This window comes from Streptomyces mangrovi (genome assembly GCF_900114215.1).
In the GTDB taxonomy this organism is placed as follows: Bacteria; Actinomycetota; Actinomycetes; order Streptomycetales; family Streptomycetaceae; genus Streptomyces; species Streptomyces barkulensis.
Genome location: NZ_FOSG01000021.1, coordinates 73141 through 98286, shown reverse-complemented (window position 1 = coordinate 98286; position 25146 = coordinate 73141). Strand labels below are relative to the sequence as shown.

Genomic DNA, 25146 nt, shown 5'->3' with positions numbered 1-25146 from the left:
CATGGACAACGATAGCAGTTCGCGGATCGTCGCCGATCTCCGCGAATGGATCGCGTCGGCCGCCCCGGGCGCGAGACTGCCCTCCACGCGCACACTGGCCGCCCGTTACGGGGCGAGCCCCGTAACGGTCCAGAAGGCGCTGCGGACCCTGGCGGCGCAGGGAATGGTGGAGAGCCGCCCCGGCGTGGGGACCTTCGTCCGCGCGATCCGTGTGGCCCGCCCGAACGACTACGGGTGGCAGACCGCGGCGCTCGGGTCGCCGCGCAACCGGGCACCGCAGCTCTCCACCGCACTGCGCACCGCCCCGAACGACGTGATCGCGCTTCACTCGGGCTATCCGGACCGGGAGTTGCTGCCCGAACGCCTGGTCCGCTCCGCGTTCACCCGGGCGGCCCGGAGCGACGCCGCCGTCAACCGCCCCCCGGCCGCGGGACTGCCCGAACTCCAGGCGTGGTTCGCGGCCGAACTCGCCACCGCGACACCGGCCGGGACCACGCCGCCGGCACCGGGCGACGTCGTCGTCTTCCCCGGCAGCCAGAGCGGACTGGGCACCGTCTTCCGCGCCCTCGTCGGAGCGGGCCGCCCCCTGCTGGTGGAGTCGCCCACCTACTGGGGCGCGATCCTCGCCGCCGCGCAGGCGGGCGTACAGGTCGTGCCCGTCCCCAGCGGGGCGCGCGGCCCCGACCCGGAGGAACTGGCCCGGGCGTTCGAGCGGACCGGGGCGCGCGCGTTCTACGCCCAGCCGAACTTCGCCAATCCCACCGGCGCCCGGTGGGCGCCCGATCTGGCCGACCGGGTCCTCGGCACCGTCCGAAGGCACGGCGCGTTCCTGATCGAGGACGACTGGGCGCACGACTTCGGCATCGACGCGGATCCGGTCCCGATCGCCGCCCGGGACGACGCGGGGCACGTCGTCTACCTGCGTTCCCTGACCAAGAGCGTCTCCCCGGCCGTCCGCATCGCCGGGGTCGTCGCCCGGGGCCCGGCCCGCACGCGCGTCCTCGCCGACGCCCAGGCCGAGTCGATGTACGTCAGCGGTATCCTCCAGACCGCCGCGCTCGACGTCGTCACCCAGCCCGCCTGGCGCACACATCTGCGCAACCTCCGCCATCAGCTCGCCGCCCGCCGGGACCTGCTGATCGCGTCGCTGCGGGAGCACGCGCCCACCGCCCGCCTCGAAGCGGTGCCGCAGGGCGGGCTGAACATCTGGGTCCGGCTGCCGGACGCCACCGACCTGGCACGGCTGGTGAGGGACTGCGAGAGCGACGGGGTGCTCGTCGCCCCCGGCGGCGAATGGTTCCCGGCCGAACCGACCGGGGCCTACCTCCGGCTCAACTACTCGGGACCCAACCCCGGCGCCTTCCCCGACGGCGCGCACGCCGTCGGACGGGCGCTCGCCCGGCAGCGGACGCGGTAGCGTCGGTCAGGGTGCCCACAGGGTCCGCGTACGCCCCGACCCACTGCCCGGGCCCGGCGCGAGGCCCCTTTCGGAGGATTCCGGTGGCAGCGACCGAAACGGATCTCGTGCTCCGGCGGTTCGTCTCCGCGGCACGGTCGGTGGTGCCGGTGGCCGTCTGGGCACACGGTTCACTCGCGATGGGCGACTTCCGGCCGGGGCGCAGCGACCTCGATCTCATCGCGGTGGTCGAAGAGCCCCTGGACCGCGAGCACGGGGAACGGCTGACCGACCTCCACCGGAGGCTTACGGAGGAGGAACCGGCAGCGGCCGAGCTGCACTGCTCCTACATGGTCGAGGCGGCGCTCTCCGAGGCCGGGGCGGCCCATGTCACCTGGGCGCACGGCATGCTTCTGGAGCGCCCGGTCACACCGGTCACCCGGCGGGAGCCGCTCGACGGCGGACTCACCCTCCACGGCCTGCCGCCGGCGGAACCGCTCCCGCCGCTCGCCCTGGGCCGGCTGGAGGAGTTCATCCGGCGTGACCTGGCGGAGTTCTGGTTCCCGGCCACGGCCAGACCGTGGCTCTGGCTCCGGGACGTATGGGTGGATCTGGGCCTGCTGGTCCTGGCCCGCGCCACCGTCACGCTCCGCGACGGACGGCTGATCACCAAGGGCGAGGCCCTGGCGGAGCTGCCGGCGCTCGGCGCGCCCGCGGACGTGGTCCGCGACATCCGCGAGCGCCGGTACGCCGACCCCGGACCGACCGGCCCCCTGCGGCGTGTCCGCCGGGCGGTGCGGGCCCGCGCCTTCGTACGGCGAGGCATCGAACGCACTCTGGCCGCGGAGGCGGGACCCGGGCGGTCCCCGTAAGCCCTCGCCGGTACGGCCATCCGTGTCCGCGTCCGCCCGAGCGCCGGCTCCGCTCCGCTGCCGCCGTCCGGTCCAGGGGAAGGCCGCCCTCCGGTCCCGGACGAAGGCCCGGCGGCCGGTTCGTGACACGCCATCCGGGTGCCGCCGGTGTCCGCCGGATGCCGGAGGGCCCCGTGTGAGCGGGCGGCGGCGGGGGCACCGATCCCGCATGCGCACCGTGATCAACAGGGTGACCGGGAGTAACGGCCCCGCCGTCGAAGGCCGCCCGCGCGCCGAGAGCGCGTACGGCGGCGCCGGTCGGTCCCGGCGCCCACCCGCCGTGCCCGGCCCGCCGCGCGAGAGGCCCGCCGGGAACCGCGTCGCGGTACGGCGGTGCCCGTGACCGCCGGAGAGGTCCGGGCGCGCCCCGGACCATCGACCGCGCTCGCGCTGCTCACCGCCGCCCACGGCGGTCCGGCCCTGGCGGTCACCGCCGTCGCGGGCCTGCTCGCGCTCCGCGGCGGGCTGCGCCTGCCGGAGGCCGCAGCCGTCACCGCCGCGGTGCTCGCCGGCCAGCTCACCATCGGCTGGGGAAACGACCTGCGCGATCTGGCCCGCGACCGCGCCGCCGGACGTGCCGACAAACCACTGGCCGCCGAGGACCTCCCGGCGGGCGCGGTGGTGCGCGCCCTGGCCGTGGCCGCACTCGCCTGCCTCGTGCTGTCCGCGCTCGCCGGCCCGCGCGCCGCGCTGGTCAACATCGTCCTCGTCACCGGCGCGGGCCACGCCTACAACCTCGGCCTGAAGGCGACCCGCTGGTCCTGGGCGCCGTACGCCTGCGCCTTCGGGGCACTGCCCTCGGTGATCACCCTCGCCGGGCCCGCCCAGGCCTGGGCCGCGCCGTGGGCCACCGGCGCCGGCGCCGCGCTCGGAGTCGGGGCGCACCTGCTCAACACCCTGCCCGACCTCGCCGACGACGAACGCGTCGGAGTGCGCGGCCTGCCGCACCGGATCGGCGAACGCCCCTCGCGCGCCCTGGCCGCCGCTCTGCTGGCCGCCGCCTCGCTGCTCGCCGTGCTCGGCCCCGCCGGGAGCCCTCCGGCCTGGGCACTGGCCGCCCTCCTGCCGGTGGCCGTCCTCACGGTGCTCACCCTGGCCGCACACGGCCGTACCCCCTTCCGGGCCGCGGTGGCCGTCGCCCTGCTCGACGTGGCACTGCTCGTGGCGGCCGGCCGATGAGGCGGGCATCCACGCGATCCACGCACTGGGACCTCGTGGTGGTCGGCGCCGGCCCGGCCGGCGCCGCCGCCGCCCTGGGCGCGCTGCACACCGATCCCGGCCTGCGCGTCGCCCTGGTGGACCGGGCGGACTTCCCCCGGGACAAGGCCTGCGGGGACGCGGTGGCCCCGCACGTACTCGACCTCCTCGCCCAGGTCGGCGTCACCGGCCTCCTCGACGACCGGGTCCCGGTCGGCCGGCTCCGTCTGGGCCGCGGCGGCCTGACCGCCGAGCGGCCGATGGCCCGACCGGCATGGGTGGTGCCGCGCCGGATCCTCGACGCCCGGCTGGCCGACGCCGCGGTCGCCGCCGGCGCCCACCTCCTGCGGCACCGGGTCCGCGACCTGCGGCAGCACACCGAAGCGGTGGTCCTGGACGGGCGGATCCGCGCCGCGGCCGTCGTCGGCGCCGACGGCGCCCACTCGGCCGTCCGCCGCGCGCTCGGCCTGCCCGGCGGCCCGGTGGCCCTGGCGCTGCGCGGTTACGCCCCGGTCCCGCCCGGGCGGCGCGGCGCGCAGGTGATCGAGTTCGGCACCCGGCACCAGCCGTCGTACGCCTGGTCCTTCGACCGCGGCGACGGCCTGGCGAACGTCGGGTACGGCGAAACCCTCCACCCCGGCCGTACGGCGCCGGCCCGCGCCCGGCTGCTCGAACGGCTCGACGCGCTGCTGCCCGGCGCGGCAGAGGGCGGGCGGCAGTGGGTCGGGCACCATCTGCCGCTCTCGACGGCGCGCTGGCGTCCTCCGGCCGGACGGGTGCTGCTCGCGGGCGACGCCGCCGGACTGGTGAACCCGCTGACCGGCGAGGGCATCTACTACGCGGTGGCCACCGGCATCGCGGCGGGCCGCGCGGCGGCCGCGGCCTGCCGCGACCGAAGACCCGAACGGGCGGGGGAGCGGTACGCCCGCGCCACGCGCCGGATCCTGCTGCCCCACCTGCGCCACACCGCCCTGGCGGCCCGGCTCGCCCGCGGCCGCCGCACCGTCGAGGCCGCCCTGCGCGCCTCCGCGGCCGACCAGCGCGTCTTCGACGACCTCGTCGAACTCGGTCTGGCCCGGGGCCGCCTCACCCCCGCTCTGGCGTTCGGCCTCGGCCGGGCGCTCGCCGCATCCGCCCGCCCGACCGGCCCAATCCGGGAGCCAGCATGAGCACGCGCGTCCTCAGCGTTCGCGGCACCCTGCCCGAGCACCGCCACCGGCAGGAGGAGATCACCGAGTTCATCACCGCCATGCCGACCGCCGGCGCCGTCGACCGCGGCCTCGTCGAACGACTGCACCGCAACGTGTGCGTCGAGACCCGGCACACCGCGCTCCCGCTCCAGGAGTACGCCCGGCTGGAGGACTTCGGCCGGGCGAACGACGCCTTCATCCGGGCCGGCACCGAACTCGGCGGCCGCGCGGTCGTCGAAGCGCTCAAGGACGCCGGCCTCGCCCCCGCCGACGTCGACTACATCGTGTCGTGCACGGTGACCGGCCTGGCCGTCCCCTCACTGGAGGCCCGCGTCGCGGCGGAGATCGGGCTGCGCCCCGACGTGGTGCGCCTGCCGCTGGTCGGCCTCGGCTGCGTCGCCGGCGCGGCCGGCCTCGCCCGGCTGCACGACCTGCTGCGCGGCCGGCCGGACGGGGTCGCGGTGCTGATGTCGGTCGAGTTGTGCTCGCTCACCCTCCAGCGCGACGACGCCTCGGTCGCCAACCTCGTGGCCGGCGGCCTGTTCGGCGACGGCGCCGCGGCGGTGGTCGCCGTCGGTCCCGAGCATCCGCTCGCGCACTCCGAGAACCCCGCCCAGCCCCTGGTACTGGCCTCGCGCAGCCGCCTCTACCCCGACTCGGAGCGCGCGATGGGCTGGGACGTCGGACCCGGCGGCTTCAGGATCGTGCTCGACACCTCGGTCCCCGACCTGGTGCGCCGGTACGTCGGCGGCGACGTCCGCGACTTCCTCGCCGACCACCGGCTGACCGCCGGCGACCTCGGCTGGTACGTGGCGCACCCCGGCGGCCCCAAGGTGCTCCACGCGCTGCAGGACGCGCTCGGGGTCGGGCGGGACGCCCTGGGCGTGACCTGGGACTCGCTGCGCCGGATCGGCAACCTGTCCTCCGCCTCGGTGCTGCACGTCATGGCGGACACGCTCGCCGACCGCCCGCCCCGGCCCGGCTCCTACGGGCTGATGCTCGCCATGGGACCGGGCTTCTGCTCCGAACTCGTCCTCCTGCGCGCCCCGGGCGGTGCGCGATGAGCAGTGAGCTGCTGTTCACCGCCCTGGTCGTGGCCGTCGGCCTGGAGCGGATCGCGGAACTGGCCGTGTCCCGCCGCAACGCCGCCTGGAGCTTCGCGCGCGGCGGTGTGGAACTCGGGCGGGGGCACTACCCGCTCATGGTGGCGCTGCACACGGGCCTGCTCGCCGGCGCGCTCGTGGAGGTGTGGACGCGCGGACCGGACGCCGTACCGGTGCTGGCCTGGGCCATGCTCGTCCTCGTCGCGGCCTCGCAGGCGCTGCGCTGGTGGTGCATCGCCACCCTGGGGCGGCAGTGGAACACCCGGGTGATCGTCGTGCCCGGCGCCGCGCGGGTGACCGGCGGCCCCTACCGCCGCCTGCCGCACCCGAACTACCTCGCCGTCGTCGTCGAGGGGCTCGCCCTGCCGCTGGTCCACTCGGCCTGGATCACGGCGGCCGCCTTCACCGTACTGAACGCCCTCCTGCTGGCCGCCCGCGTCCGCACCGAGGACGCCGCGCTGGCACGACTGGCCTGAGATGTCCGGGAGGACCGCCGTGGACCTGCTCGTCGTCGGCGGCGGCCCGGCGGGGCTCGCCACGGCCCTGCACGCGGCCCGGGCGGGACTCGGGGTCACCGTCCTCGAACAGCGCGCCGGTACCGTCGACAAGGCGTGCGGCGAAGGGCTGATGCCGGGAGCCGTCGCCGCCCTGGCCGCGCTCGGCGTGCATCCGGCCGGGCACGAACTGCGGGGTGTCCGGTACGTCGCCGGACCCCGCCGGGCCGCCGCCGCCTTCCGGGCGGGACCGGGCCGCGGGGTGCGCCGCACCGTGCTGCACGCGGCGCTGCGCGAGGCGGCGCTGGCCGCGGGCGTGCGGATCGAGCACCGCACCGTGCGCGGCGTCGAGCAGGACGGGCGGGGCGTGGTGGCCGGCGGCCTGAGGGCCGCCCACCTGGTGGCGGCCGACGGCCTGCACTCGCCGATCCGCCGGGCACTGGGCCTGGACCGGCCGCACCGGGCGCGCCCGCGGTACGGACTGCGGCGCCACTTCGAACTGGCCCCCTGGAGCGACCATGTCGAGGTGCACTGGGCCCGCGGCGCGGAGGCCTATGTGACCCCGGTGGCCGACGGCCTGGTGGGCGTGGCGGTGCTCACCGCCGGCCGCGGATCCTACGACGACCACCTCGCCGCCTTCCCCGGCCTGCGCGAGCGGCTGTTCGGGGCCCGGCCGGCCGGACCGGTGCGCGGGGCCGGACCGCTGCGCCGCAGCGCGAGAGCGCGCACCGCCGGACGGGTGCTGCTCGTCGGCGACGCGGCCGGCTACGTCGACGCGCTGACCGGTGAGGGCGTCGCGCTGGCGCTGGCACAGGCGCCGGCGGCGGTACGCGCGGTCACCGGAGGCGATCCGAGAGCCTATGAGCGGGACTGGCGGCGGCTCACCCGGCGCTACCGCCTGCTGACCCGCGCCCTGCTCGCGGCGACCGGGCCGTCTCCCGCCCGGGCGGCGCTGGTCCCCGCGGCGCAGCGGCTGCCGTGGCTGTTCTCCGCCGCCGTCGACGCGCTGGCCCGCCCGGCGGGGGAGTGCGCCCCGGCGGACAGGTGGTGACCGGCGGTCAGCGCTTTCCGATGTCGGAGTCGACCGCCTCCCGGAAGTTGCGCAGCGCGTCACCGGGGAGCAGGTAGCCGGACAGGACGTTGCGGGTGTCGGCGCGGCGGACGGCCAGGACGTAGCCGGTGTGCGAGGGGTAGAGCCGGTCAAGACGGCCCTCGTCGAACGGGATGTGGGTGCCGAACAGGAGACAGAAGGTCTCCCCGGAGTTGTCGCCGGTGTTGAGCGCGGTCGGCACCCCGACCTGGGAGAGCCTGATGCCGCCGCGCGCCAGACCGAGCTCGTCGCGGGCCTTGCTGCCGTCGGGCGCGAACTCCAGCGGCGGCGCGGACGGCGGGCGGACTCCGTGCTCGGCCCAGCGCACCAGATGGCCGTAGGCGGCGGCGATCACATGCTGCAGCGGGACCCTGCTGAAGGGCGGCCGGTCGCATCTGTAGGCAGGTGCGGAGCCGAGGTCGCGGTCGAGGAGGGACTTGCGGTACTCCTGCCCGTGCCAGCCGGAGTGCGCGGTGCCGGCGACCTCCCAGCGCCGGTAGCGGTCGTCGTCGGCGCGTCGCTCGGGGGTGCGCACATCGGTCTCCGACAGCACGTGGAACACCGGTTCGGCGCCCTTCCGGGACGGCGCGGGACCGACGACATGGGCGTAGCCGTCGAAGACGGGCTCCACCTGGGGCAGGACGCGGTCGTAGTAGACCGTCATCCGCGCGGCGGACTGCGACGCACCGACGGCCAGCACCGTCTCGGCCCGGAGCGGGCCGAGGGGGGCGGCGCCCTCGCGGGTCCGCAGGGCCCGGGCGGCCTGCGCGAACACGTCGTAGGAGAGTTCGTCGGCGGTGAAGCGGCCCCGGCCGGTGACGTCGAGATTCCCGTAGCGGGCGGGGCTCCAGTCGCGCAGCTGGTCCACGCCGACCCGCTGGGCGGAGACGCCGACCCAGGCGTAGCCCCCGCGGACGATCTGCTCGGGGGACCACAGGGCGTCCAGGTCGTACCCGGCCGAGACGTTCTGCCACTCGGTCAGGACGGTGCCGTTGAAGCCCCCGGGGTCGGCGGGACGGCGGACGATGACGCGGGTGGTGTACGGCACACCGGAGGCGAGGAGTTCGCCGGTGGTGCTGTAGCCGTCGGCCTCGCCGGACAGGTAGAACTCCTCCTCCACGTATCCGGCGGCGGCCAGGTCGGTGGAGGTGGACAGCCACGGATGGGTGTCCTCCACCTCCGGGGCCGACGGGTCGCCGGGAACCGTCCCGGCGACGGGCCCCTGCACGACCGGCGTACCGACCGGTGTGCCGACCGCCGGCCCGGGTGCCGCCTCCGCCGCCGGGGCGGATCGCGGGGCGGCCTCGGCCGCTCCCGTGACCAGGGTGGCGGTGACCAGGGCGGCCAGTAAGATCCGCGACGTTCTGCGCCATGTGCTCATACGCGTCCGGCTCCTTTTCCCGGGCGGGGCTGTGTGCCCGCCCGTCCCCGAAGAGGATGGCCGGTGCGGGGCCGGGGCCCATCGGCCGAATCACCGGTCGCGCCCGGGGGCGGTGTGCGCCGACACGGCGTCGGCGCACACCGCCCCCGGGCGGGACGGGCCGCGGGAGACGGGCCGCGCGGTCGTTCCCGTTACCCCGGGTCGCGGTCGAACAGCGACTTGGACCAGAGGTGGCCGAGTGCGGCCAGGACCAGGCACCAGGCCACCGCGAGCGGCCCGTTGTGGCCGATCTCGGTGCCGAGCAGCAGGCCGCGCAGGGTCTCGATGGCCGGCGTGAAGGGCTGGTACTCGGCGATCGGCCGGAACCAGCCCGGCATCGCGTCGAGGGGGACGAAGGCGCTGGAGATCAGTGGCAGGACGATCAGCGGCAGCGCGTTGTTGCTCGCCGCCTCGGCGTTCGGACTGACCATGCCCATTCCGACGGCGATCCAGGTGAGTGCCAGGGCGACCAGCGCCACCAGCCCGAACGCTGCCAGCCACTCCAGGGCGGTCGCGTTCGCGGACCGGAAGCCGATGGCCACGGCGACGGTGCCGACGAGGACCACACTGGCGACCGACTGCAGCACGCTGCCGATGACGTGCCCGATGAGCACGGAGCCGCGGTGGATCGCCATCGTGCGGAAACGGGCGATGATGCCCTCGGTCATGTCCATGGACACCGACACCGCGGTGCCCACCACGGTGCTGCCGATGGTCATCAGCAGCAGGCCCGGCAGGAGGTAGGCGAGGTACGCGGAGCGGTCGGCGCCGCCGATGCCCGCGCTCATCACCTCGCCGAAGACGTAGACGAACAGCAGCAGCAGGACGATCGGCGTGAGCAGGAGGTTCAGCGTCAGGGACGGGTAGCGCCGCACATGCAGCAGATTGCGGCGCACCATCGTGGAGGAGTCGCGGACGGCGAGGGACAGGGAACTCATCGGGAGGTCTCCTCAAAGGGCTGGTCGGTGCCGCCGGTCAGGGCGAAGAACACGTCGTCGAGGTCGGGGGTGCGCACGGTCAGCTCGTCCGCCTCGACACCGGCGGAGTCCAGCCGGTCGAGGACGGAGCGCAGCTCGCGCTGACTGCCGTCGCCGGGGATGGACAGCGTGAGGGCCGCGTCGTCGCGGGCGGCCCCGCGCAGGGCGCCGGCGGCGGACCGGTAGGCGGCCGGGTCGGTGAAACGGAGGCGGACATGGCCGCCGGGAACCAGCCGCTTCAGCTCTTCCGGGGTGCCCTCGGCGGCGATCCGGCCGTCGGTGAGCACGGCGATGCGGTCGGCGAGCTCGTCGGCCTCCTCCAGGTACTGGGTGGTGAGGAGGACCGTGGTGCCGCCCGTGACGAGTTCACGGACGACTGCCCACATGTTGTGGCGGGCGCGCGGGTCGAGGCCGGTCGTCGGCTCGTCGAGGAAGATGACGCGCGGACCGCCGACGAGTGTCATGGCGATGTCGAGGCGCCGCTTCATACCGCCGGAGTAGGTGGAGGCCGGCTTCCCGGCGGCGTCGGCGAGGCCGAAGCGTTCCAGCAGTTCGGCGGTGACCCGCCGCCCCTCGCGCCTGGACAGGTGGTGCAGGTCGGCCATGAGGAGCATGTTCTCCTCGCCGGTGATCAGGCCGTCGACGGCGGAGAACTGCCCGGTGACGCCGATCGCGGCGCGCACGGCCTGCGGTGACGTGGCGATGTCGTGGCCCGCGACCCGGGCCCGGCCGTCGTCGGCGCCGACGAGGGTGGAGAGGATCTTGACGGTGGTGGTCTTGCCGGCGCCGTTGGGCCCGAGCAGCGCGAACACGGACCCGGCCGGGATGTGCAGATCGATGCCGTCGAGGACGGTCTTGTCGCCGTAGGACTTGCGCAGTCCGGCGGCGGAGACGGCGGCGGGCCGCTGAGGTCCGCCGCTCCGTTTGGATGTGGGCATGACAGGTGAAGGCATGGAGTCTCCCTTTCGGAGGCCGAAACGGTGAAGTGGTGAAGTGGTGAAGTGGTGAAGCGGTGGGGGAGCGGGTCGGCCCGCGGGGCCGGTGTTCAGGCCCGGGCGCGGCGGATGTCGATGTTGCCGTAGCGGGTCCGGGCGCGTACCTCGACGGTGTCCTCGGTCTTCTCCGGGGCCTCGGAGGCGGCGAGCGTGTTGCGCACCTGCCCACGACCGGAGCTGACGTCGAGCCAGGCGGCCGTCCCCTCGCGGACGCCGACCTCGATGGCTCCGTAGGAGGTCTCCAACTGGACCGCCCCGCGAGCGACTTCCGCGACGCGCAGGGTGCCGTGGGCGGTGGTGGCGACGACCGGGCCCTCGGCGCGCGTGATGTCGATGTCGCCGTTGGCGCCGCTCACCCGCAGCTCGTCCGCCGCGGCGCCGACGGTCGTGGTGCCGTGCGAGTTCTTCAGGACGGCGGGACCGCGGACGGCGCCGACACGCAGGCTGCCGGAGCTGGTGGTGATCTCGGCCGGGCCCTCGACCCGGTCGACGGTGATCGAGCCGTGGGAGGCCGTCAGCTTCAGCGGCCCGGTCGCGTCGAGGCGGACGTCACCGGACGAGGTCTTCACCCGGACCTCGCCGAGCCGGCCCTCACCGAGCACCTGGGCCCAGGCGCCGGTCATGTCGACGTGCGAGTCCGCGGGCAGTTCGACCGTCACGTCGACGATGCCGGTGCGCCCGACGAGGTGGCGCCGCCTGGGGGTCCTGACGGTCAGGGCACCGCCCGAGTACGTGACCTCGGTCTGGTCGGCCGCCCGTACGTCCTGCTCCCGCTTCGGGTCGCGGGGGCGCACCTCGACGACGGTGTCGAGGCGGTCTCCCGCGGTGAACCGGATGGAACCGGCCTCCACGTGCGCCGTGGCCGAGATCGGTTCGGGGGTGTCGAAAGAAGGCATGGCTGTCCCGTCCTCCTGGGTCTTGGGGCGTCCCCGCTGGTGGGACGTGGTGTGGGTGAAGTGGTGCGGGCCGGGCGGGGGTTAGCGCACCCAGCCCGTGTAGCTCTGCCCGATGGTCTGGGTCCTCTCCACCGGGCGGGGACGGTGGCCGCCGTCGACCGCGGCCGACACGGCGCGCACCAGCCAGGCGTTGACCGACAGGCCCTCGCGGCTCGCGGCCTCCTCGGCCCGGGCCTTGAGATGGGCCGGCAGGCGCAGGTTGACGCGGGCGGTACCGCCCTCCTCGCCATCGGCCGGGGCCGGGGCCGGGGGCGCGAGCGGTTCGACGGGCGCGGAGGATTCCGTGGGGGTGCCGTCGGCGGGCGGTGTCACCACGAACTCGGGGTCGAGTCCGCGCAGCCGTACGTCGACCGAGCCGGGAGCGAGGTCGCGGGTGATCTCGTCCATCGCGGCGGAGAGCACGTTGAGCATGGTCAGCCGGGCCGCCGACTCCAGAGGGGTGGTGAGCCTCTCGGCCAACTCACGGGCTTCGCCACCGCCGGCCTCGGCGGCCACCGCGAGTTCGCGGCGGAGGGTGTCGACATACGGGGTGAGGTCCATAGCGCCATAGTGGCACCATGTGGTGCCATGCGCAAGCCCGAATGGCGCCCCGGGTGGGAGAAGTTCAGGAAGGGCCGCCCTGAACTGCGGGAACATTGGATCGATGGTTCGCGCGGTCGCGACGCCATGCGAGTCTGCGGCGTCTTGAGGGTGTGCGGTGGCACCCTGTGATGCCATTTGGTGCCACATGGCGCCAGTGGGTGCCATCGAGTGTCACCGTGGTCACCCTCCTGTCGGCACGGCCCGCCGCGGTGGCGGCGGGCCGTGCCGACAGGAGGGGCGGCTCCCCGGCTCCCCGGCTCCGGGGCGCTCCGGGAAGAGCCTCGCCTCAGGCGCCGACGTAGGCCGCGAGATGCTCGCCGGTGAGGGTGGAGCGGGAGGCCACGAGGTCGGCGGGCGTGCCCTCGAAGACGATCCGGCCACCGTCGTGCCCGGCGCCGGGGCCGAGGTCGATGATCCAGTCGGCGTGTGCCATGACCGCCTGGTGGTGCTCGACGACGATGACCGTCCTGCCGGAGTCCACCAGCCGGTCGAGCAGGGCGAGCAGTTGCTCGACGTCGGCGAGGTGGAGACCGGTGGTCGGTTCGTCGAGGATGTAGACGCCGCTCTTCTCGCCCATGCGCGTGGCCAGCTTGAGCCGCTGCCGCTCGCCGCCGGACAGCGTGGTGAGCGGCTGGCCGAGGGTGAGATAGCCGAGTCCGACGTCGGCGAGCCGGCCGAGGATCCGGTGCGCGGCCGGGGTGCGGGCCTCGCCGGCGCCGAAGAACTCCTCGGCCTCGGTCACCGGCATCGCGAGCACCTCGCTGATGTCGCGCCCGCCGAGGCGGTGTTCCAGCACCGACGCCTGGAACCGCTTCCCCCCGCACTCCTCGCAGACGGTGGCGACACCGGCCATCATCGCCAGGTCGGTGTAGACGACGCCGGCACCGTTGCAGGTGGGGCAGGCGCCCGAGGAGTTGGCGCTGAACAGTGCCGGTTTCACCCCGCATGCCTTGGCGAACGCCTTGCGGATCGGGTCGAGCAGCCCGGTGTAGGTGGCCGGGTTGCTCCGCCTGGAGCCGCGGATGGGCGTCTGGTCGACACAGACCACGCCGGTGCCCTCGGCCTCCGACCGGCGCAGCAGCGACCCGTGCACCAGCGAACTCTTGCCGGAGCCCGCCACGCCGGTGACCACGCAGAGCACTCCGAGCGGGATGTCGACGTCGACGTTTCGCAGGTTGTGCGTCGTCGCGCCGCGGATCTCCAGAGTGCCGGCGGGCTCGCGCACCGTCTTCCTGAGGGAGGCCCGGTCGTCGAGGTGGCGGCCGGTGAGGGTGCTCGCGGCCCGCAGCCCCTCGACGGTGCCCTCGAAGCAGACGGTGCCGCCCGCCGTCCCCGCGCCGGGGCCGAGGTCGACGACATGGTCGGCGATGGCGACGACCTCGGGCTTGTGCTCGACGACGAGAACGGTGTTGCCCTTGTCCCGCAGACGCAGCAGCAGGTCGTTCATCCGCTGGATGTCGTGCGGGTGGAGGCCGATGGTGGGCTCGTCGAAGACGTAGGTGACGTCGGTGAGGGAGGAGCCGAGGTGGCGGACCATCTTCACCCGCTGCGCCTCGCCGCCCGACAGCGTGCCCGTCGGCCGGTCGAGCGAGAGGTAGCCCAGCCCGATCTCCACGAACGAGTCGAGGGACTGCCCCAGCGCGGTGAGCAGCGGCGCCACCGAGACCTCGTCGAGGCCGCGGACCCACTCGGCCAGATCGCGGATCTCCATCGCGCAGGCGTCGGCGATGGAGATCCCCCCGATCTTCGACGACCGGGCCCGCTCGCTGAGCCGGGTGCCGTCGCACTCGGGGCACTCGGTGAAGGTGACCGCCCGGTCCACGAAGGCCCGGATGTGCGGCTGCATCGATTCCCGGTCCTTGGAGAGGAACGACTTCCGGATCTTCGGGATCAGCCCCTCGTAGGTCAGGTTGACTCCGTTGATCTTCACCTTGGTCGGCTCGCGGTACAGGAAGTCGTACCGCTCCTTCTTGGTGTACTCGCGGATCGGCTTGTCCGGGTCGAAGAAGCCCGACTCGGTGATGATCCGCACCACCCAGCCGTCCCCGGTGTAGGTGGGGATGGTGAACGGGCCCTCGGAGAGCGACTTGGAGTCGTCGTAGAGCTGGGCGAGGTCGATGTCGGAGACCGCGCCCCGGCCCTCGCAGTGGGTGCACATGCCGCCGGTGCGGCTGAAGGTCACCTTCTCGGTCCTGGTCCTGTCGGCGCCGCGGTCGACCTTGACGCCGCCGCTGGCCGAGACCGAGGCGACGTTGAAGGAGAACGCGGCGGGCGGGCCGATGTGCGGTTTGCCGAGCCGGCTGAAGAGAATGCGCAGCATCGCGTTGGCGTCGGTGGCGGTGCCGACGGTGGAGCGGGGGTCGGCGCCCATCCGCTGCTGGTCGACGATGATCGCGGTCGTCAGCCCTTCGAGCACGTCGGCCTCGGGCCGGTTCGGCGTGGGCATGAAGCCCTGGACGAAGGCGCTGTAGGTCTCGTTGATCAGCCGCTGCGACTCGGCGGCGATCGTGTCGAACACCAGTGAACTCTTGCCCGAGCCGGAGACCCCGGTGAACACCGTCAGCCGGCGCTTGGGGATCTCGATGCTGACGTCCTTGAGGTTGTTCACGCGCGCGCCGTGTACGCGGATCAGGTCGTGGCTGTCGGCGGCGTGCGGCTCGGGCGTCCGCGTGTCAGTCCTCGCGGTGGTGCTCATGGTGTCCCCCATCTGCCGGCCGGCTCGTTCCGGCCGGATCCGAGTGTCGTGTGTGTTCCCTCGTCCGCCGGTGCGGGGCCGGAGCTCACCGCGCGCGGGCCTGGACGAAGCGCAGCATGTTGCCCGCGGGGTCGCGGAAGGCGCAGTCGCGCACCTCCGGGCCGAGGACATCCGGGTGGAAGGCGAGCGCCCCGCCGTGGTCGTCGACGGCGACGAAGCACTGTGACAGTTTGATGTCCATGGGTCTCACGCTACGGAGGGGGAGCGGGTTTCGCTTCTTTGTTCCTGACCGGCCGTGTGTGGACCTTCGCGATGCAGGCCGGGACGGCGGCGCCCTCGTCGTGCCGGCGGGCCCGGTACGCGCTCGGGCTCTCGCCGACCAGCTCGGTGAACCGTGAGCTGAACGACCCCAGCGATGTGCAGCCGACCGCGAAGCAGACCTCCGTCACCGACAGGTCGCCGCGCCGCAGCAGCGCCTTGGCCCGCTCGATCCGGCGTGTCATCAGATAGCTGTACGGAGTCTCCCCGAAGGCGGCGCGGAAGCTGCGGGAGAAATGCCCCGGTGACATGAGGGCGACGCGTGCCAGGGCGGGGACGTCGAGCGGCTCCGCGTAGTCGCGGTCCATCAGGTCACGTGCCCGGCGCAGCCGGACGAGATCCTCCAGCGTCACCAGGTTCCTCCGAGGACGCCCCGGCCTTCAGGGCGATTCGGTGTCCGCCACGGTGTTGTCGCGCTCGACCTCCAGCCGGTAGACGATCTCGGAGTTGAGGGACCTGCGGGCGGATCTGGCCTGTGCGGCCAGCCAGGCGTGCAGGTCGGCGGGCAAGCGGAGCGTGATGCGCTTCTCTTCATCCATGACTTCAGAGTAGTGGATTCCGAGCGTTGCATCGGTGGTACGGTGACACCATGGCGACGCGACAGAGGATTCCGGAGGACGCCGGGCGTGCCCGGTACACCTACCGGCTGCGCGTGTCGTCCACCGCCCGCACGGGCCTGATGGCCGAGTGGGACCGCTGCCGCTGGATCTGGAACGAATGCGTCGCCAAGTCCCGGCAGATCCACGCCCACAACCGTGCGCATCCCGACGACAGGCTGATGTGCGGCCCGGCCCGGCTCGACAGGATGCTGACCGAGGCCCGCGCCAGGCTGCCGTGGCTGCGTGAGGGCGCCTCGGTGCCGCAGCAGCAGACCATCCGCGACTTCGCCACCTCCCGCGCCAAGGCCGTCAAGGACATCAAGGACCGGCTTCCGATGCACCGTCGGGCCGGCATGCCGAAGCCGAAGAAGAAGCGTGAGGCGCCGCCGACGCTGAACTACACCACCCGCGGCTTCCGGCTGAAGGACGGCCGCCTGCACCTCGCGGGCGGCATCGTCCTGACCGTGGTGTGGTCCAGGGATCTGCCGTCCGCGCCGTCCTCGGTGCGCGTCCACCGCGACAGCCTCGGGCACTGGTACGCGTCGTTCGTTGTCCTGGCCCGGGTCGAACCGCTGCCGGAGACCGGGTGTGTGATCGGCGTGGACTGGGGCGTGAAGGAGATCGCCACCACCACGAGCGACGCGCACGACCTGCCGCACGCCCGGCACGGGAAGAAGGCGCAGGCGAAGCTGACCCGGTATGACCGGATGATGGCTCGCCGCAAGCCGAAGAAGGGCCGGCCCGCCTCCAAGGGCTACCAGGCTGTGAAGAAGCTGCGCGTGAAGGCGCACAAGAAGGTTGCGCGGCAGCGGGCCGACAGCGCCCGCAAGTGGGCCAAGCACGTCGTCCGCGATCATGACGCGATCGCGGTGGAGGACTTCCGGCCGAAGTTCCTTGCCAGGACCACCATGGCGCGTAAAGCCGCTGATGCGGCGATCGGCGCCACGAAGACGGCCCTGATCGAGATGGGCCGCAAGCACGCACGGGACATCCGTCTCGTGCACCCCGCGCACACCACCATGGACTGCGCGTCGTGCGGAGCGAGAACCAAGCACGCACTTCCCCTGTCAGAACGTACCTACACCTGCACCTACACCTGCACCGCGTGCGGAGCCGCTTCCCCACGGGACAAGAACTCCGCCCGTGTGATGCTCATCCGGGCTGGTCTCAACCCGGCTGGTGTTGATCGTGTAAGAGCCGGCGGACCGCTGGTCCCCAGCCAACGTGAGCCAGGAATCCCCATCCTGTAGGACGGGGAGGATGTCAAATGTCCACCATCCCACGATCCCGGCCCATACCGGCACCGTTTCCGTTGTGCCGCAGCAGCGCCTCGGCCCGCTCGGTCCGGCGTGCCGTCAGGTACGCATGCGGTGATCTGCCGTAGGCCAGCCGGAACCAGCGGCCGAGGTGTGCGACGGACACACCCGCGTCGCGGGCGAGCGCCTCGACGTCCAGCGGCCGCGCGTGCTCCCGGTCGATCCTGTCGCGGACGCGGCGCAGCCGCGTGAACTCGCTCAGGCGCTGCGCCTGGACGAGCGCGCGTCTCCAGTCAGGGCGGCACATGGCGGAACTCCTTCCCGTCGGTTCCCGTCGGCGGCCTGGCGGCTCAGCGCAGTTCCTGGACGCGGACCAGGTTGCCCGCGGGGTCGCGGAAGGCGCAGTCGCGGACGCCGTACGGCTGCTCGACCGGCTCCTGCACGATCTCGGCTCCCTCGGCCCGCACCTTCTCGAAGGTGCCGTCGAGGTCCGGTGTGGCCAGCTGGATCCAGCCGTAGGTGCCCTTGGCCATCATCTCGGTGATGGTGCGGCGCTCGTCCTCGGTGATCCCGGGGTCGGCGGCCGGCGGCGCCAGGAGGATGGAGGTGCCGGTCTGGCCGACGGGGCCGACGGTGATCCAGCGCATCCTGCCCTCTCCGACGTCGGTGCGGACCTCGAAGCCGAGGGTGTCGCGGTAGAAGGCCAGGGACGCGTCCGGGTCGTCGTGCGGGAGGAAGACGGTGTGAATGGTGATGTCCATGGTGATCAGGCTAGACACGGTCCCGTGACTCCGCTTCTCGAATCCTGACCGGTTCCCGGCCACCCCGGCCCGCCCGCCCGGCCCGCCCGGCTCATCCGGCGGACAGGGCCTGCCGCAGCGCCTGTGCGGTGGCGGCCGGGTCGTACCCTTCGGGAACGCCCTCGACCAGGATGATGTCGCCGGCGATGTGCCGGGAGCGCAGCGGTGCGATCTCCCGGTAGGCCGGTGAGTCCCACCAGGCCCGTGCCTCCGCGATCCCGGGGAAGCCGATCATCACGACGTGCCCGGGCCAGTCGCCCTCCTTCACCTCGTGCTGCGTGCCGTGCACCAGGAAGCGGCCGCCGTAGGGCTCGAAGGTGGCGGGGATGCGCTCGATGTACTCGGCGATCTCCGGGTGGGGGGTCGCTTCCCGCAGATGGGCTATGGCGTAGGCGGTCATGGTGTCCTTCCGGTCGGCCGGGCCTTCCGTACGCGGACGATCCTGGCACCCGGACGCGCCGGGGGCGATGACCCGCCGGGTCATCGCCCCCGGCGCGGCACGTCCCCGCCCGCGCCGTGCCGCGCGGGCGGGGACGTGCGGCCTACCGGGCCGCGGAGGGCAGGCGCAGGCGGCCGTCGTGCATCTCGGCGACCCGGTCGACCGCGGTGAGGTGGGCGCGGTCGTGGGTGACCAGGACGGTCGCGGCGGCCTGCCGGTGGGTGAGGCGGGTGATCAGGTCGACGACCGCGGCGCCGCGTTCGTGGTCCAGGGCGCTGGTGGGCTCGTCGACCAGGAGCACGGTGGGGTCGTTCATCAGGGCGCGGGCGATGTTGACGCGCTGGCGCTGGCCGCCGGAGAGCTGATGGGGGCGCCGGCCGGCCCGGTCGGCCAGGCCGACGGCGTCGAGCAGTTCCATGGCCCGGGCGCGGGCCTTGGCCGGGGGGCGTCCGTCGATCCGTGCCATGACCTGGAGCTGTTCGGCGGCGGTGAGGGAGGGCAGCAGGTTGGGCTGCTGGAAGACGATGCCGATCTTTTGGCGGCGGAGCCCGGCGAGGTCGGCGCGGGTCATGCCGGTGGTCGTGGTGCCGTCGACGGCGACGGTGCCGCGGTCGGGGGCGATGAGGGTGGCGGCGACCGCCAGGAGGCTGGACTTGCCCGAGCCCGAGGGGCCGACGACCGCGGTGATGCTGCCCCCCGGCACCTCCAGGGTGACCCCGTCGAGGGCGGTCAGGCGGGAGTCACCGTCGGGGTAGGTCAGGGTGACGTCGGTCAGGTGCAGGCTCATCGGGCGCTCCCCAGGGCGGTCAGCGGATCGACGGAGGTGATGCGGCGGATGGACAGGACGGCCCCGAGCGCCCCGAGCGCGGTCATCACGGCGGCCGGGACGAGGACGGTGGCGGGGGTGAGGAGGAAGGGGACGTCCATGCCGGAGAGGAGGGAACCGGCGGCCGCGGCCGCCCCGGTGCCGATCAGGGTGCCGCCGGCCAGCAGGACGAGGGCCTGGCCGAGCGCGTCCCCCAGCAGGGTGGCGGTCGAGGCGCCCAGAGCCTTCAGGACGGCGATGTCACCGCTGCGCTGGATGGTCCACACGGTGAAGAAGGCGCCGACGACCAGGGCGGAGATCACGAACAGGAAGCCGCGCATCAGCTGCAGGGAGCCGTTCTCGGAGGCGTAGGAGCCGATCGCGGACAGCGAGTCGTCCCGGGCGACCGTCCTCGTTCCCGCCGCCCGGTCGGCGGCCTCGACGTCGGCGGCGGAGGTGGTGTTCAGGGCGATGACGGTGGCCGCCGGCCCGTCGGCCCCGCCCGCGGGGGGTGTGATCTCCCGCCAGAGGCCGAGGCCGGTCCAGACCACCGGGGTGTGGCTGAAGAAGGCGTCACCGCTCACGGCGGCGACGGTCGCCCGCCGCCCGGCGAGGGTGAAGGCGTCGCCCACCGCGAGGCCGAGATCGTGCGCGGCGGTGGCGGACAGGACCGCCGCGTCGCCGTCGAGTCCGCTGCCGAGCCTGTCGCCGCCGGGGGCGAGGGCGGAGCCGGAGCGGACACCGAAGACGGACACCCCGGTGCTCCTTTCGCCGGTGGCCGCCTTCGTGGTGGTGATGCCCAGCGGCTCGGCGCCGCTCACGCCGGGCGTCCGGGCCCACCGCCGCCACTGCCGCTCGGTGACGGTGGAGTCCGCGTACGACAGCTCCCCGCCCTCGTCCGGCGCCGCGAAGGCGATCGCGTCGGCGGGCAGGGAGGTGATCGCGGAGACGTTCTGCCGGCCCAGGCCGGCGGTCAGGCCGGACAGCAGTCCGACCAGCAGGGTGATCAGCACGATGACGGCGCCCATCAGGGCGAAGCGCCCCTTGGCGAACTTCAGGTCTCTCCACGCTACGAACACGGTGCGGCCGGCCCTTTCGGATGACACCAGGGGAAAACCCAGGGAAAACGGTGTGCCCCCACCCTCGGCCGCCGCCCCCGGGGCCGGCATCCGGCCCAGGGTGGCAATCGGCGGACCGAAAGGCGGTGTGCCGGTTCCAACTTTCGACAGAGGCCCGGCCGGGGGCCGCCTCCCTAGGATGGAAGGACTGTGAACACCGCCGTCCCCGCCCCGACCCCCACCGCCCGGGCACTGACCTGGTGCCTGCATCTGCTGGTCGTCGGGCTGCTCGCACTCGCCGCCGGGCGGGCCGTGGCCGACGGCCGCCCGCACGCCGCGGCGATCGTCGCGGCGGCGGTGGTGTGCGGCCTGGTGTACGCGGCCGGCCCGCTGCTGCCCCGGGTCGGCCGCTCGCGGCGGGCCGCCGCGCTGTGGCTGGCCGCCGTGGACGCCGCCTGGCTGGTGCTGCTGGCCCTCTCCGCGGACGGGGTGTGGGTGGCGTTCCCGCTGTACTTCCTCCAGCTCCATCTGCTGCCCCGCCGCGCCGGCCTGGTCGCCGTGGCGGCCACCGCGGCGGCCGCCACCGGCGGCTACGCAGCCCACCAGGGCTCCTTCGGCGCGGCGATGGCGATCGGGCCGTCCCTCGGCGCCGCCGTGGCGGTGGCGGTGGCGTGGGGGTATCAGGCCCTGTACCGGGAGAGCGAGCGGCGCAGGCACCTGATCGAGGAGCTCACCGCCACTCGTGCCGATTTGGCCGCGGCCCAGCACACCGCCGGTGTGCTGGCCGAGCGCGAACGCCTGGCCCGCGAGATCCACGACACCCTCGCCCAGGGCCTGACCAGCATCCAGCTGCTGCTGCGGGCCGCGGAGCGGGCCCTGCCCGGGGCGCCGGAGACCGCCGCCCGCCATGTCGACCAGGCCCGCCGGAGCGCCGTCGACAACCTCGCCGAGGCCCGCCGCTTCGTCGCCGCCCTCGCCCCGCCCGCCCTGGAGGGCACCACCCTGGCCGGAGCCCTGGAACGCCTGTGCGCCACCACCGGTGCCCACCACCGGATCGCCGTACGTCTCCGTGTCACCGGCGACCTTCTGCCGCTGCCGACCGCGCACGAGGTCGCGCTGCTGCGGATCGCCCAGTCGGCGCTGTCCAACACCGTCCGCCACGCCGGGGCCACCACCGCCGAGGTCACCCTCGGCCTCCTCGGCGACCATGTCACCGTGGAGATCGCCGACGACGGACGCGGCTTCGACCCCGCCCGCCTGCCCGCCCCCGACCCGGAGACCGGCGGGTTCGGACTGGCCGCCATGCGCGCCCGCGCACACGCCCTCGGCGGGGAGCTCACCGTCGCCTCCGCTCCCGGCCGCGGCACCGTCCTGACCGCCCGGCTGCCCCTGGACCGGCCCGGCGGCACCGGGCCCGGACCCGGCCTCGGACTCCCGTCCGGCCTCGACCCCGATCCCGTGCCCGATCCCTCACCCGAGGCACGCCCGTGACCGATCCCGCCATCCGCCTGCTCCTGGCCGACGACCACCCCGTGGTACGGGCGGGGCTGCGCGCCGTACTGGAGACCGAACCTGGCATCGAGGTGGTGGCCGAGGCCGCCACCGCCGAGGCCGCCGTCGCCCGTGCCGCCGGGGGAGACATCGACGTCGTCCTCATGGACCTCCAGTTCGGAGGGGGGATGAACGGGGCCGAGGCCACCGCCGCGATCACCGCCCGCCCGCCGGCGCCCCGGGTGGTGATCGTCACCACCTACGACACCGACGCCGACACCCTCCCCGCCATCGAGGCCGGCGCCACCGGCTACCTCCTCAAGGACGCCCCGCCCCAGGAGCTGGCCGCCGCCGTGCGCACCGCCGCCGCGGGCCGCACCACGCTGGCCCCGGCCGTCGCGGACCGGCTGATGAACCGGCTGCGCACCCCCGGCACCGCCCTGACCCGGAGGGAGACCGAGGTGCTCGCCCTGGTCGCCGAGGGCCTGTCCAACCAGGCCATCGGCGCCCGGCTCCATCTCACCGAGGGGACCGTCAAGTCCCATCTGGCCCGTGTCTACGCCAAGCTCGGCGTCGAGTCCCGCACCGCCGCCGTCGCCACCGCCACCGAACTCGGCCTCATCCGGCGGTAGCGGACGGTGCCGTCGGCCGCGTACCGGGCCCGCACCGGGCCCCGAACACTTCCGGCGGCCGCCTCCCTCACGTGCGCGCCGGCGCCCGGGCCGTGCACGCCGACCACGATCTGCCGCCCGTTCACCAGGAGACACATTTTGACCACGCACTCATCTCCCGTGAGGGAAGCCGCCGCGGAGGGAGCCGCCGGACACGCCGAAGGAGTCGACCGGTAGTGGCGACCGGGCCGAGCACGACCGCGCCGAGCACGAAGCCGAGACCGCGCAGCGTGTTGGTCGTGGCGCTCGCCATGCCCGCCGAGTGCGGGGGCACGCTGTCCAGGGCCACGGCACGAGGCCCGGGTGCGGCGGGAGGGCTCGTCCGGGTTCGTCCGCACGAGTCGAAAAATCCCGCGCGGTGATGTCGAGAACCCGCGGCCGGCTCCGTCCCCGGGGTGAGCGCGGCCACAATGGGCCGCACCGGCACCGAGGAGAGACACGATGGCCAAGTACCTGCTGCTCAAGCACTACCGCGGCGCCCCCGCCCCGGTCAATGACGTGCCCATGGACCGGTGGACGCCGGAGGAGATCTCGGCCCACGTGCGGTACATGCAGGACTTCGCGGCCCGGCTCGAGAGGACCGGCGAGTTCGTGGACAGCCAGGCGCTCGCACCCGAGGGGACCTTCGTCCGGTACGACGGCGAGGGACGCCCTCCGGTCACCGACGGACCCTTCGCCGAGACCAAGGACCTCATCGCCGGCTGGATGGTGATCGACGTCGACAGCCGTGAGCGCGCCGTCGAGCTGGCCGGGGAACTGTCGGCCGCCCCCGGATCGGGCGGGAAGCCCATCCACGAGTGGCTCGAGGTGCGCCCGTTCCTGACCGCACATCCCCCCACCACGGAATGACCCCCCAGGTGGACGAGGCGCTGCTCCGTAGCCTCGTACCGGGCGTGCTCGCGATCCTCGGCCGCCGCGGAGCCGATTTCGCGGCGGCCGAGGACGCCGTGCAGGAAGCACTTCTGGAGGCGCTCCGCGTCCGGCCGGCCGACCGGCCGCGGGACCCGAAGGGCTGGCTGGTCACCGTGGCCTGGCGCAAGTTCCTCGACGCGACCCGGGCGGACGCCGCCCGCCACCGGCGCGAGGAGCGGATCGAGCGGGAACCGGGGCCCGGGCCGGCGCCCGCGGTGGACGACACCCTCCAGCTCTACTTCCTGTGCGCCCACCCGTCGCTCACACCGTCGTCCGCGGTCGCGCTCACACTGCGTGCCGTCGGCGGACTGACCACCGGCCAGATCGCCCGGGCGTATCTGGTGCCCGAGGCGACCATGGCGCAGAGGATCAGCCGGGCCAAGCGCACCGTGGCCGGTGTACGCCTGGACCGGCCCGGCGACGTAGCCACCGTGCTGCGCGTCCTCTACCTGGTCTTCAACGAGGGCTACTCCGGCGACGTCGACCTCGCGGCCGAGGCCATCCGGCTCACCCGGCGGCTCGCGGCGGCCGTCGACCACCCGGAGGTGGCCGGGCTGCTCGCCCTCATGCTGCTCCACCACGCCCGGCGCGCCGCCCGGACCGCACCCGACGGCAGCCTCGTGCCGCTCGCCGAGCAGGACCGCGGCCGGTGGGACACCGAACTGATCGCCGAGGGTGTGGACATCCTGCAGGCGGCCCTCGCCCGCGGTCGGCCGGGCGAGTTCCAGGCCCAGGCCGCCATCGCGGCGCTGCACGCGGATGCGCCCACCGTCGAGGAGACCGACTGGGCGCAGATCGTCCAGTGGTACGACGAACTCGTGCGCCTGACCGGCAATCCGGTCGCCGAACTCAACCGCGCGGTGGCCGTCGGCGAGGCCGACGGCCCGCGCGCCGGCCTGGCGGCGCTCGCCGCGCTGGACGACTCCCTGCCCCGCCACGCCGCGGTGGCTGCATACCTCCACGAGCGCGACGGCGATACGGCGACGGCGGCACGGCTGTACGCCGAGGCGGCCGGGAAGGCCCCCAGCCTCGCCGAACGCGACCACCTGACGCGCCGGGCCGCCCGGCTCAACGCCCGCCGTAGCCGCTGACGAGGCCATCGGCGGGCCGCGTCCGGACCGTCCCGGGCCCGCCGAGGCACCTCATCGTCCCGACCGGCTCCCGGTCAGGCGCGCAGACGGGCCGGCAGACCGCCGTCCACGGGACAGGGGCGTTCCACGGGCAGGAGCCGCCGGGCGGCTTCCAGCGCCCCGTCCCGCACATGGGCGTGAACCGCGTGCGCGAGCGCGGTGACGTCGGTGATGGAGACCGTCCATTCGTCCGCATACCTGCGCGCCGCCTCGCCGGTGAGGCCGAGCTGCAGGGAGCGATGGGGCAGCGGCCGCAGGTACAGATCGCGTTCGGGATCCCACTGGACCCGGGCAGGAGCCCGCTTCAGCTGACGCCTCCAGGTGGCGGGGTCGGGATGCAGCCCGCGTTCGTAGTGGCTCAGGCAGGCGTGTTCCAGGGCCCACTCGAAGCCCTCGCGGGTGATCTCGACGGCGAGGACAGTCTGCTGACCGTCCTTGGTGCCCCACCCGGAGCGGTACATCATCCACAGGAACGACGGCTTGATCCACGTCATCCGGTCCCTCTTCCACGCTGCGGGGAAGCGTCCGTCCCGGGCGGCGGGCACGCCGATCCCCGGCGCGTACGCCTGGTACACGGTCACCGTCGAGGCGGTGTGGAGGGCGCGGATCCGGTGTCTGGGCTCTGTCACGGTGACCAGGTTCGGTGCCCGCCGCGGTCGGG

At 74.1% G+C, this 25146-nt stretch carries 26 protein-coding genes and 1 pseudogene; 12 read left to right on the top strand and 15 right to left on the bottom strand.

Going from position 1 to position 25146, the window contains the following annotated elements; translation table 11 throughout:
- Position 1 precedes the first annotated feature (1 nt).
- From BM237_RS23830 to BM237_RS23800, 7 genes are all read left to right on the top strand, one after another.
- Positions 2-1417: an aminotransferase-like domain-containing protein gene (locus BM237_RS23830; protein WP_093851787.1), complete on the top strand. Its 1416-nt coding sequence runs from the start codon at positions 2-4 to the stop codon at positions 1415-1417.
- An 83-nt stretch (positions 1418-1500) separates the two neighbouring features.
- A complete protein-coding gene (locus BM237_RS23825) occupies positions 1501-2268 on the top strand; it encodes a nucleotidyltransferase domain-containing protein (RefSeq protein WP_093851786.1) in 768 nt (255 codons plus the stop codon).
- A gap of 378 nt (positions 2269-2646) precedes the next feature.
- Positions 2647-3486: a UbiA family prenyltransferase gene (locus BM237_RS23820; RefSeq protein WP_245793985.1), complete on the top strand. Its 840-nt coding sequence runs from the start codon at positions 2647-2649 to the stop codon at positions 3484-3486.
- Positions 3483-4673: a geranylgeranyl reductase family protein gene (locus BM237_RS23815; protein ID WP_093851784.1), complete on the top strand. Its 1191-nt coding sequence runs from the start codon at positions 3483-3485 to the stop codon at positions 4671-4673. Before BM237_RS23820 ends, BM237_RS23815 begins: the two co-directional genes overlap by 4 nt.
- Positions 4670-5758, top strand: a complete 1089-nt coding sequence (locus BM237_RS23810) for a type III polyketide synthase (protein WP_093851783.1) — start codon at positions 4670-4672, stop codon at positions 5756-5758. Before BM237_RS23815 ends, BM237_RS23810 begins: the two co-directional genes overlap by 4 nt.
- Positions 5755-6273 carry an isoprenylcysteine carboxyl methyltransferase family protein gene (locus tag BM237_RS23805; RefSeq protein WP_093851782.1) on the top strand — a complete coding sequence of 173 codons (519 nt, stop codon included), beginning with the start codon at positions 5755-5757 and terminating at the stop codon, positions 6271-6273. The genes BM237_RS23810 and BM237_RS23805 overlap by 4 nt, the downstream gene beginning before the upstream one ends.
- A 19-nt stretch (positions 6274-6292) precedes the next feature.
- Complete coding sequence (locus tag BM237_RS23800; RefSeq protein ID WP_281253957.1) at positions 6293-7342, top strand: FAD-dependent oxidoreductase; 1050 nt, start codon at positions 6293-6295, stop codon at positions 7340-7342.
- A gap of 7 nt (positions 7343-7349) precedes the next feature.
- On the opposite strand, the gene BM237_RS23795 is transcribed toward BM237_RS23800, so the two are convergent.
- The 9 genes and pseudogenes from BM237_RS23795 to BM237_RS23760 all read right to left on the bottom strand — a co-directional run bounded on the left by BM237_RS23795 (position 7350) and on the right by BM237_RS23760 (position 15863).
- Positions 7350-8762 (bottom strand): alpha/beta hydrolase domain-containing protein, encoded by a 1413-nt coding sequence (locus BM237_RS23795; RefSeq protein WP_217655923.1) that lies wholly within the window; start codon positions 8760-8762, stop codon positions 7350-7352.
- 191 nt (positions 8763-8953) lie between these two features.
- Entirely contained in the window at positions 8954-9739 is a 786-nt protein-coding gene (locus BM237_RS23790) for an ABC transporter permease (RefSeq protein WP_093851780.1), read from the bottom strand.
- Positions 9736-10716: an ATP-binding cassette domain-containing protein gene (locus tag BM237_RS23785; protein ID WP_093851779.1), complete on the bottom strand. Its 981-nt coding sequence runs from the start codon at positions 10714-10716 to the stop codon at positions 9736-9738. Before BM237_RS23785 ends, BM237_RS23790 begins: the two co-directional genes overlap by 4 nt.
- 107 nt (positions 10717-10823) lie before the next feature.
- On the bottom strand, positions 10824-11669 hold the full coding sequence (locus BM237_RS23780; RefSeq protein ID WP_093851778.1) for a DUF4097 family beta strand repeat-containing protein: 846 nt from the start codon (positions 11667-11669) through the stop codon (positions 10824-10826).
- 81 nt (positions 11670-11750) lie between these two features.
- Positions 11751-12269, bottom strand: coding sequence for a toxin-antitoxin system HicB family antitoxin (locus BM237_RS23775; RefSeq protein ID WP_093851777.1), 519 nt, complete (start codon positions 12267-12269; stop codon positions 11751-11753).
- A 328-nt stretch (positions 12270-12597) separates the two neighbouring features.
- Positions 12598-15006: an ATP-binding cassette domain-containing protein gene (locus BM237_RS23770; RefSeq protein WP_093851796.1), complete on the bottom strand. Its 2409-nt coding sequence runs from the start codon at positions 15004-15006 to the stop codon at positions 12598-12600.
- Between the two features lie 145 nt (positions 15007-15151).
- A pseudogene (locus tag BM237_RS30575) lies at positions 15152-15247 on the bottom strand (VOC family protein); the annotation flags it as partial.
- 10 nt (positions 15248-15257) lie between these two features.
- The gene (locus tag BM237_RS23765) at positions 15258-15677 is read right to left on the bottom strand and encodes a helix-turn-helix domain-containing protein (protein WP_093851776.1); all 420 of its coding nucleotides are present in this window, start codon (positions 15675-15677) and stop codon (positions 15258-15260) included.
- Between the two features lie 27 nt (positions 15678-15704).
- On the bottom strand, positions 15705-15863 hold the full coding sequence (locus BM237_RS23760; RefSeq protein WP_093851775.1) for an Arc family DNA-binding protein: 159 nt from the start codon (positions 15861-15863) through the stop codon (positions 15705-15707).
- Between the two features lie 50 nt (positions 15864-15913).
- Here BM237_RS23760 and BM237_RS23755 point away from each other — a divergent pair, with 50 nt between their 5' ends.
- Positions 15914-17173, top strand: a complete 1260-nt coding sequence (locus BM237_RS23755; RefSeq protein ID WP_093851774.1) for an RNA-guided endonuclease InsQ/TnpB family protein — start codon at positions 15914-15916, stop codon at positions 17171-17173.
- Positions 17174-17186: 13 nt separating this feature from the next.
- Here the strand turns inward: BM237_RS23755 and BM237_RS23750 are convergent, their stop codons facing one another.
- The 5 genes from BM237_RS23750 to BM237_RS23730 form a co-directional block, all read right to left on the bottom strand.
- Positions 17187-17486: a helix-turn-helix domain-containing protein gene (locus BM237_RS23750; RefSeq protein ID WP_107415254.1), complete on the bottom strand. Its 300-nt coding sequence runs from the start codon at positions 17484-17486 to the stop codon at positions 17187-17189.
- A gap of 43 nt (positions 17487-17529) precedes the next feature.
- Entirely contained in the window at positions 17530-17940 is a 411-nt protein-coding gene (locus tag BM237_RS23745) for a VOC family protein (protein ID WP_093851773.1), read from the bottom strand.
- A gap of 91 nt (positions 17941-18031) precedes the next feature.
- Entirely contained in the window at positions 18032-18379 is a 348-nt protein-coding gene (locus tag BM237_RS23740) for a DUF1330 domain-containing protein (protein WP_093851795.1), read from the bottom strand.
- Positions 18380-18521: 142 nt separating this feature from the next.
- Entirely contained in the window at positions 18522-19205 is a 684-nt protein-coding gene (locus tag BM237_RS23735) for an ABC transporter ATP-binding protein (protein WP_093851772.1), read from the bottom strand.
- A complete protein-coding gene (locus BM237_RS23730; RefSeq protein WP_093851771.1) occupies positions 19202-20302 on the bottom strand; it encodes an ABC transporter permease in 1101 nt (366 codons plus the stop codon). The genes BM237_RS23735 and BM237_RS23730 overlap by 4 nt, the downstream gene beginning before the upstream one ends.
- A gap of 189 nt (positions 20303-20491) precedes the next feature.
- Between BM237_RS23730 and BM237_RS23725 the strand changes: the two genes are divergently transcribed.
- From BM237_RS23725 to BM237_RS23705, 4 genes are all read left to right on the top strand, one after another.
- Positions 20492-21772 (top strand): sensor histidine kinase, encoded by a 1281-nt coding sequence (locus BM237_RS23725; RefSeq protein WP_093851770.1) that lies wholly within the window; start codon positions 20492-20494, stop codon positions 21770-21772.
- Positions 21769-22404 carry a response regulator gene (locus BM237_RS23720; protein WP_093851769.1) on the top strand — a complete coding sequence of 212 codons (636 nt, stop codon included), beginning with the start codon at positions 21769-21771 and terminating at the stop codon, positions 22402-22404. Before BM237_RS23725 ends, BM237_RS23720 begins: the two co-directional genes overlap by 4 nt.
- Positions 22405-22884: 480 nt before the next feature.
- Positions 22885-23292, top strand: a complete 408-nt coding sequence (locus tag BM237_RS23710) for a YciI family protein (protein ID WP_093851767.1) — start codon at positions 22885-22887, stop codon at positions 23290-23292.
- Positions 23293-23300: 8 nt separating this feature from the next.
- On the top strand, positions 23301-24446 hold the full coding sequence (locus BM237_RS23705; RefSeq protein ID WP_093851794.1) for an RNA polymerase sigma factor: 1146 nt from the start codon (positions 23301-23303) through the stop codon (positions 24444-24446).
- Between the two features lie 74 nt (positions 24447-24520).
- Here the strand turns inward: BM237_RS23705 and BM237_RS23700 are convergent, their stop codons facing one another.
- Entirely contained in the window at positions 24521-25114 is a 594-nt protein-coding gene (locus BM237_RS23700; RefSeq protein ID WP_093851793.1) for a DUF4291 domain-containing protein, read from the bottom strand.
- Between the last annotated feature and the right edge of the window lie 32 nt (positions 25115-25146).

Bases quoted from the DNA above. Each gene is read 5' to 3' on its own strand.
- BM237_RS23830 (WP_093851787.1), top strand. From the start codon at position 2: ATGGACAACGATAGCAGTTCGCGGATCGTCGCCGATCTCCGCGAATGG.
- BM237_RS23815 (WP_093851784.1), top strand. From the start codon at position 3,483: ATGAGGCGGGCATCCACGCGATCCACGCACTGGGACCTCGTGGTGGTC.
- BM237_RS23810 (WP_093851783.1), top strand. From the start codon at position 4,670: ATGAGCACGCGCGTCCTCAGCGTTCGCGGCACCCTGCCCGAGCACCGC.
- BM237_RS23805 (WP_093851782.1), top strand. From the start codon at position 5,755: ATGAGCAGTGAGCTGCTGTTCACCGCCCTGGTCGTGGCCGTCGGCCTG.
- BM237_RS23795 (WP_217655923.1), bottom strand. From the start codon at position 8,762: ATGAGCACATGGCGCAGAACGTCGCGGATCTTACTGGCCGCCCTGGTC.
- BM237_RS23790 (WP_093851780.1), bottom strand. From the start codon at position 9,739: ATGAGTTCCCTGTCCCTCGCCGTCCGCGACTCCTCCACGATGGTGCGC.
- BM237_RS23785 (WP_093851779.1), bottom strand. From the start codon at position 10,716: ATGCCCACATCCAAACGGAGCGGCGGACCTCAGCGGCCCGCCGCCGTC.
- BM237_RS23780 (WP_093851778.1), bottom strand. From the start codon at position 11,669: ATGCCTTCTTTCGACACCCCCGAACCGATCTCGGCCACGGCGCACGTG.
- BM237_RS23775 (WP_093851777.1), bottom strand. From the start codon at position 12,269: ATGGACCTCACCCCGTATGTCGACACCCTCCGCCGCGAACTCGCGGTG.
- BM237_RS23770 (WP_093851796.1), bottom strand. From the start codon at position 15,006: ATGAGCACCACCGCGAGGACTGACACGCGGACGCCCGAGCCGCACGCC.
- BM237_RS23760 (WP_093851775.1), bottom strand. From the start codon at position 15,863: ATGGATGAAGAGAAGCGCATCACGCTCCGCTTGCCCGCCGACCTGCAC.
- BM237_RS23755 (WP_093851774.1), top strand. From the start codon at position 15,914: ATGGCGACGCGACAGAGGATTCCGGAGGACGCCGGGCGTGCCCGGTAC.
- BM237_RS23750 (WP_107415254.1), bottom strand. From the start codon at position 17,486: ATGTGCCGCCCTGACTGGAGACGCGCGCTCGTCCAGGCGCAGCGCCTG.
- BM237_RS23745 (WP_093851773.1), bottom strand. From the start codon at position 17,940: ATGGACATCACCATTCACACCGTCTTCCTCCCGCACGACGACCCGGAC.
- BM237_RS23740 (WP_093851795.1), bottom strand. From the start codon at position 18,379: ATGACCGCCTACGCCATAGCCCATCTGCGGGAAGCGACCCCCCACCCG.
- BM237_RS23735 (WP_093851772.1), bottom strand. From the start codon at position 19,205: ATGAGCCTGCACCTGACCGACGTCACCCTGACCTACCCCGACGGTGAC.
- BM237_RS23710 (WP_093851767.1), top strand. From the start codon at position 22,885: ATGGCCAAGTACCTGCTGCTCAAGCACTACCGCGGCGCCCCCGCCCCG.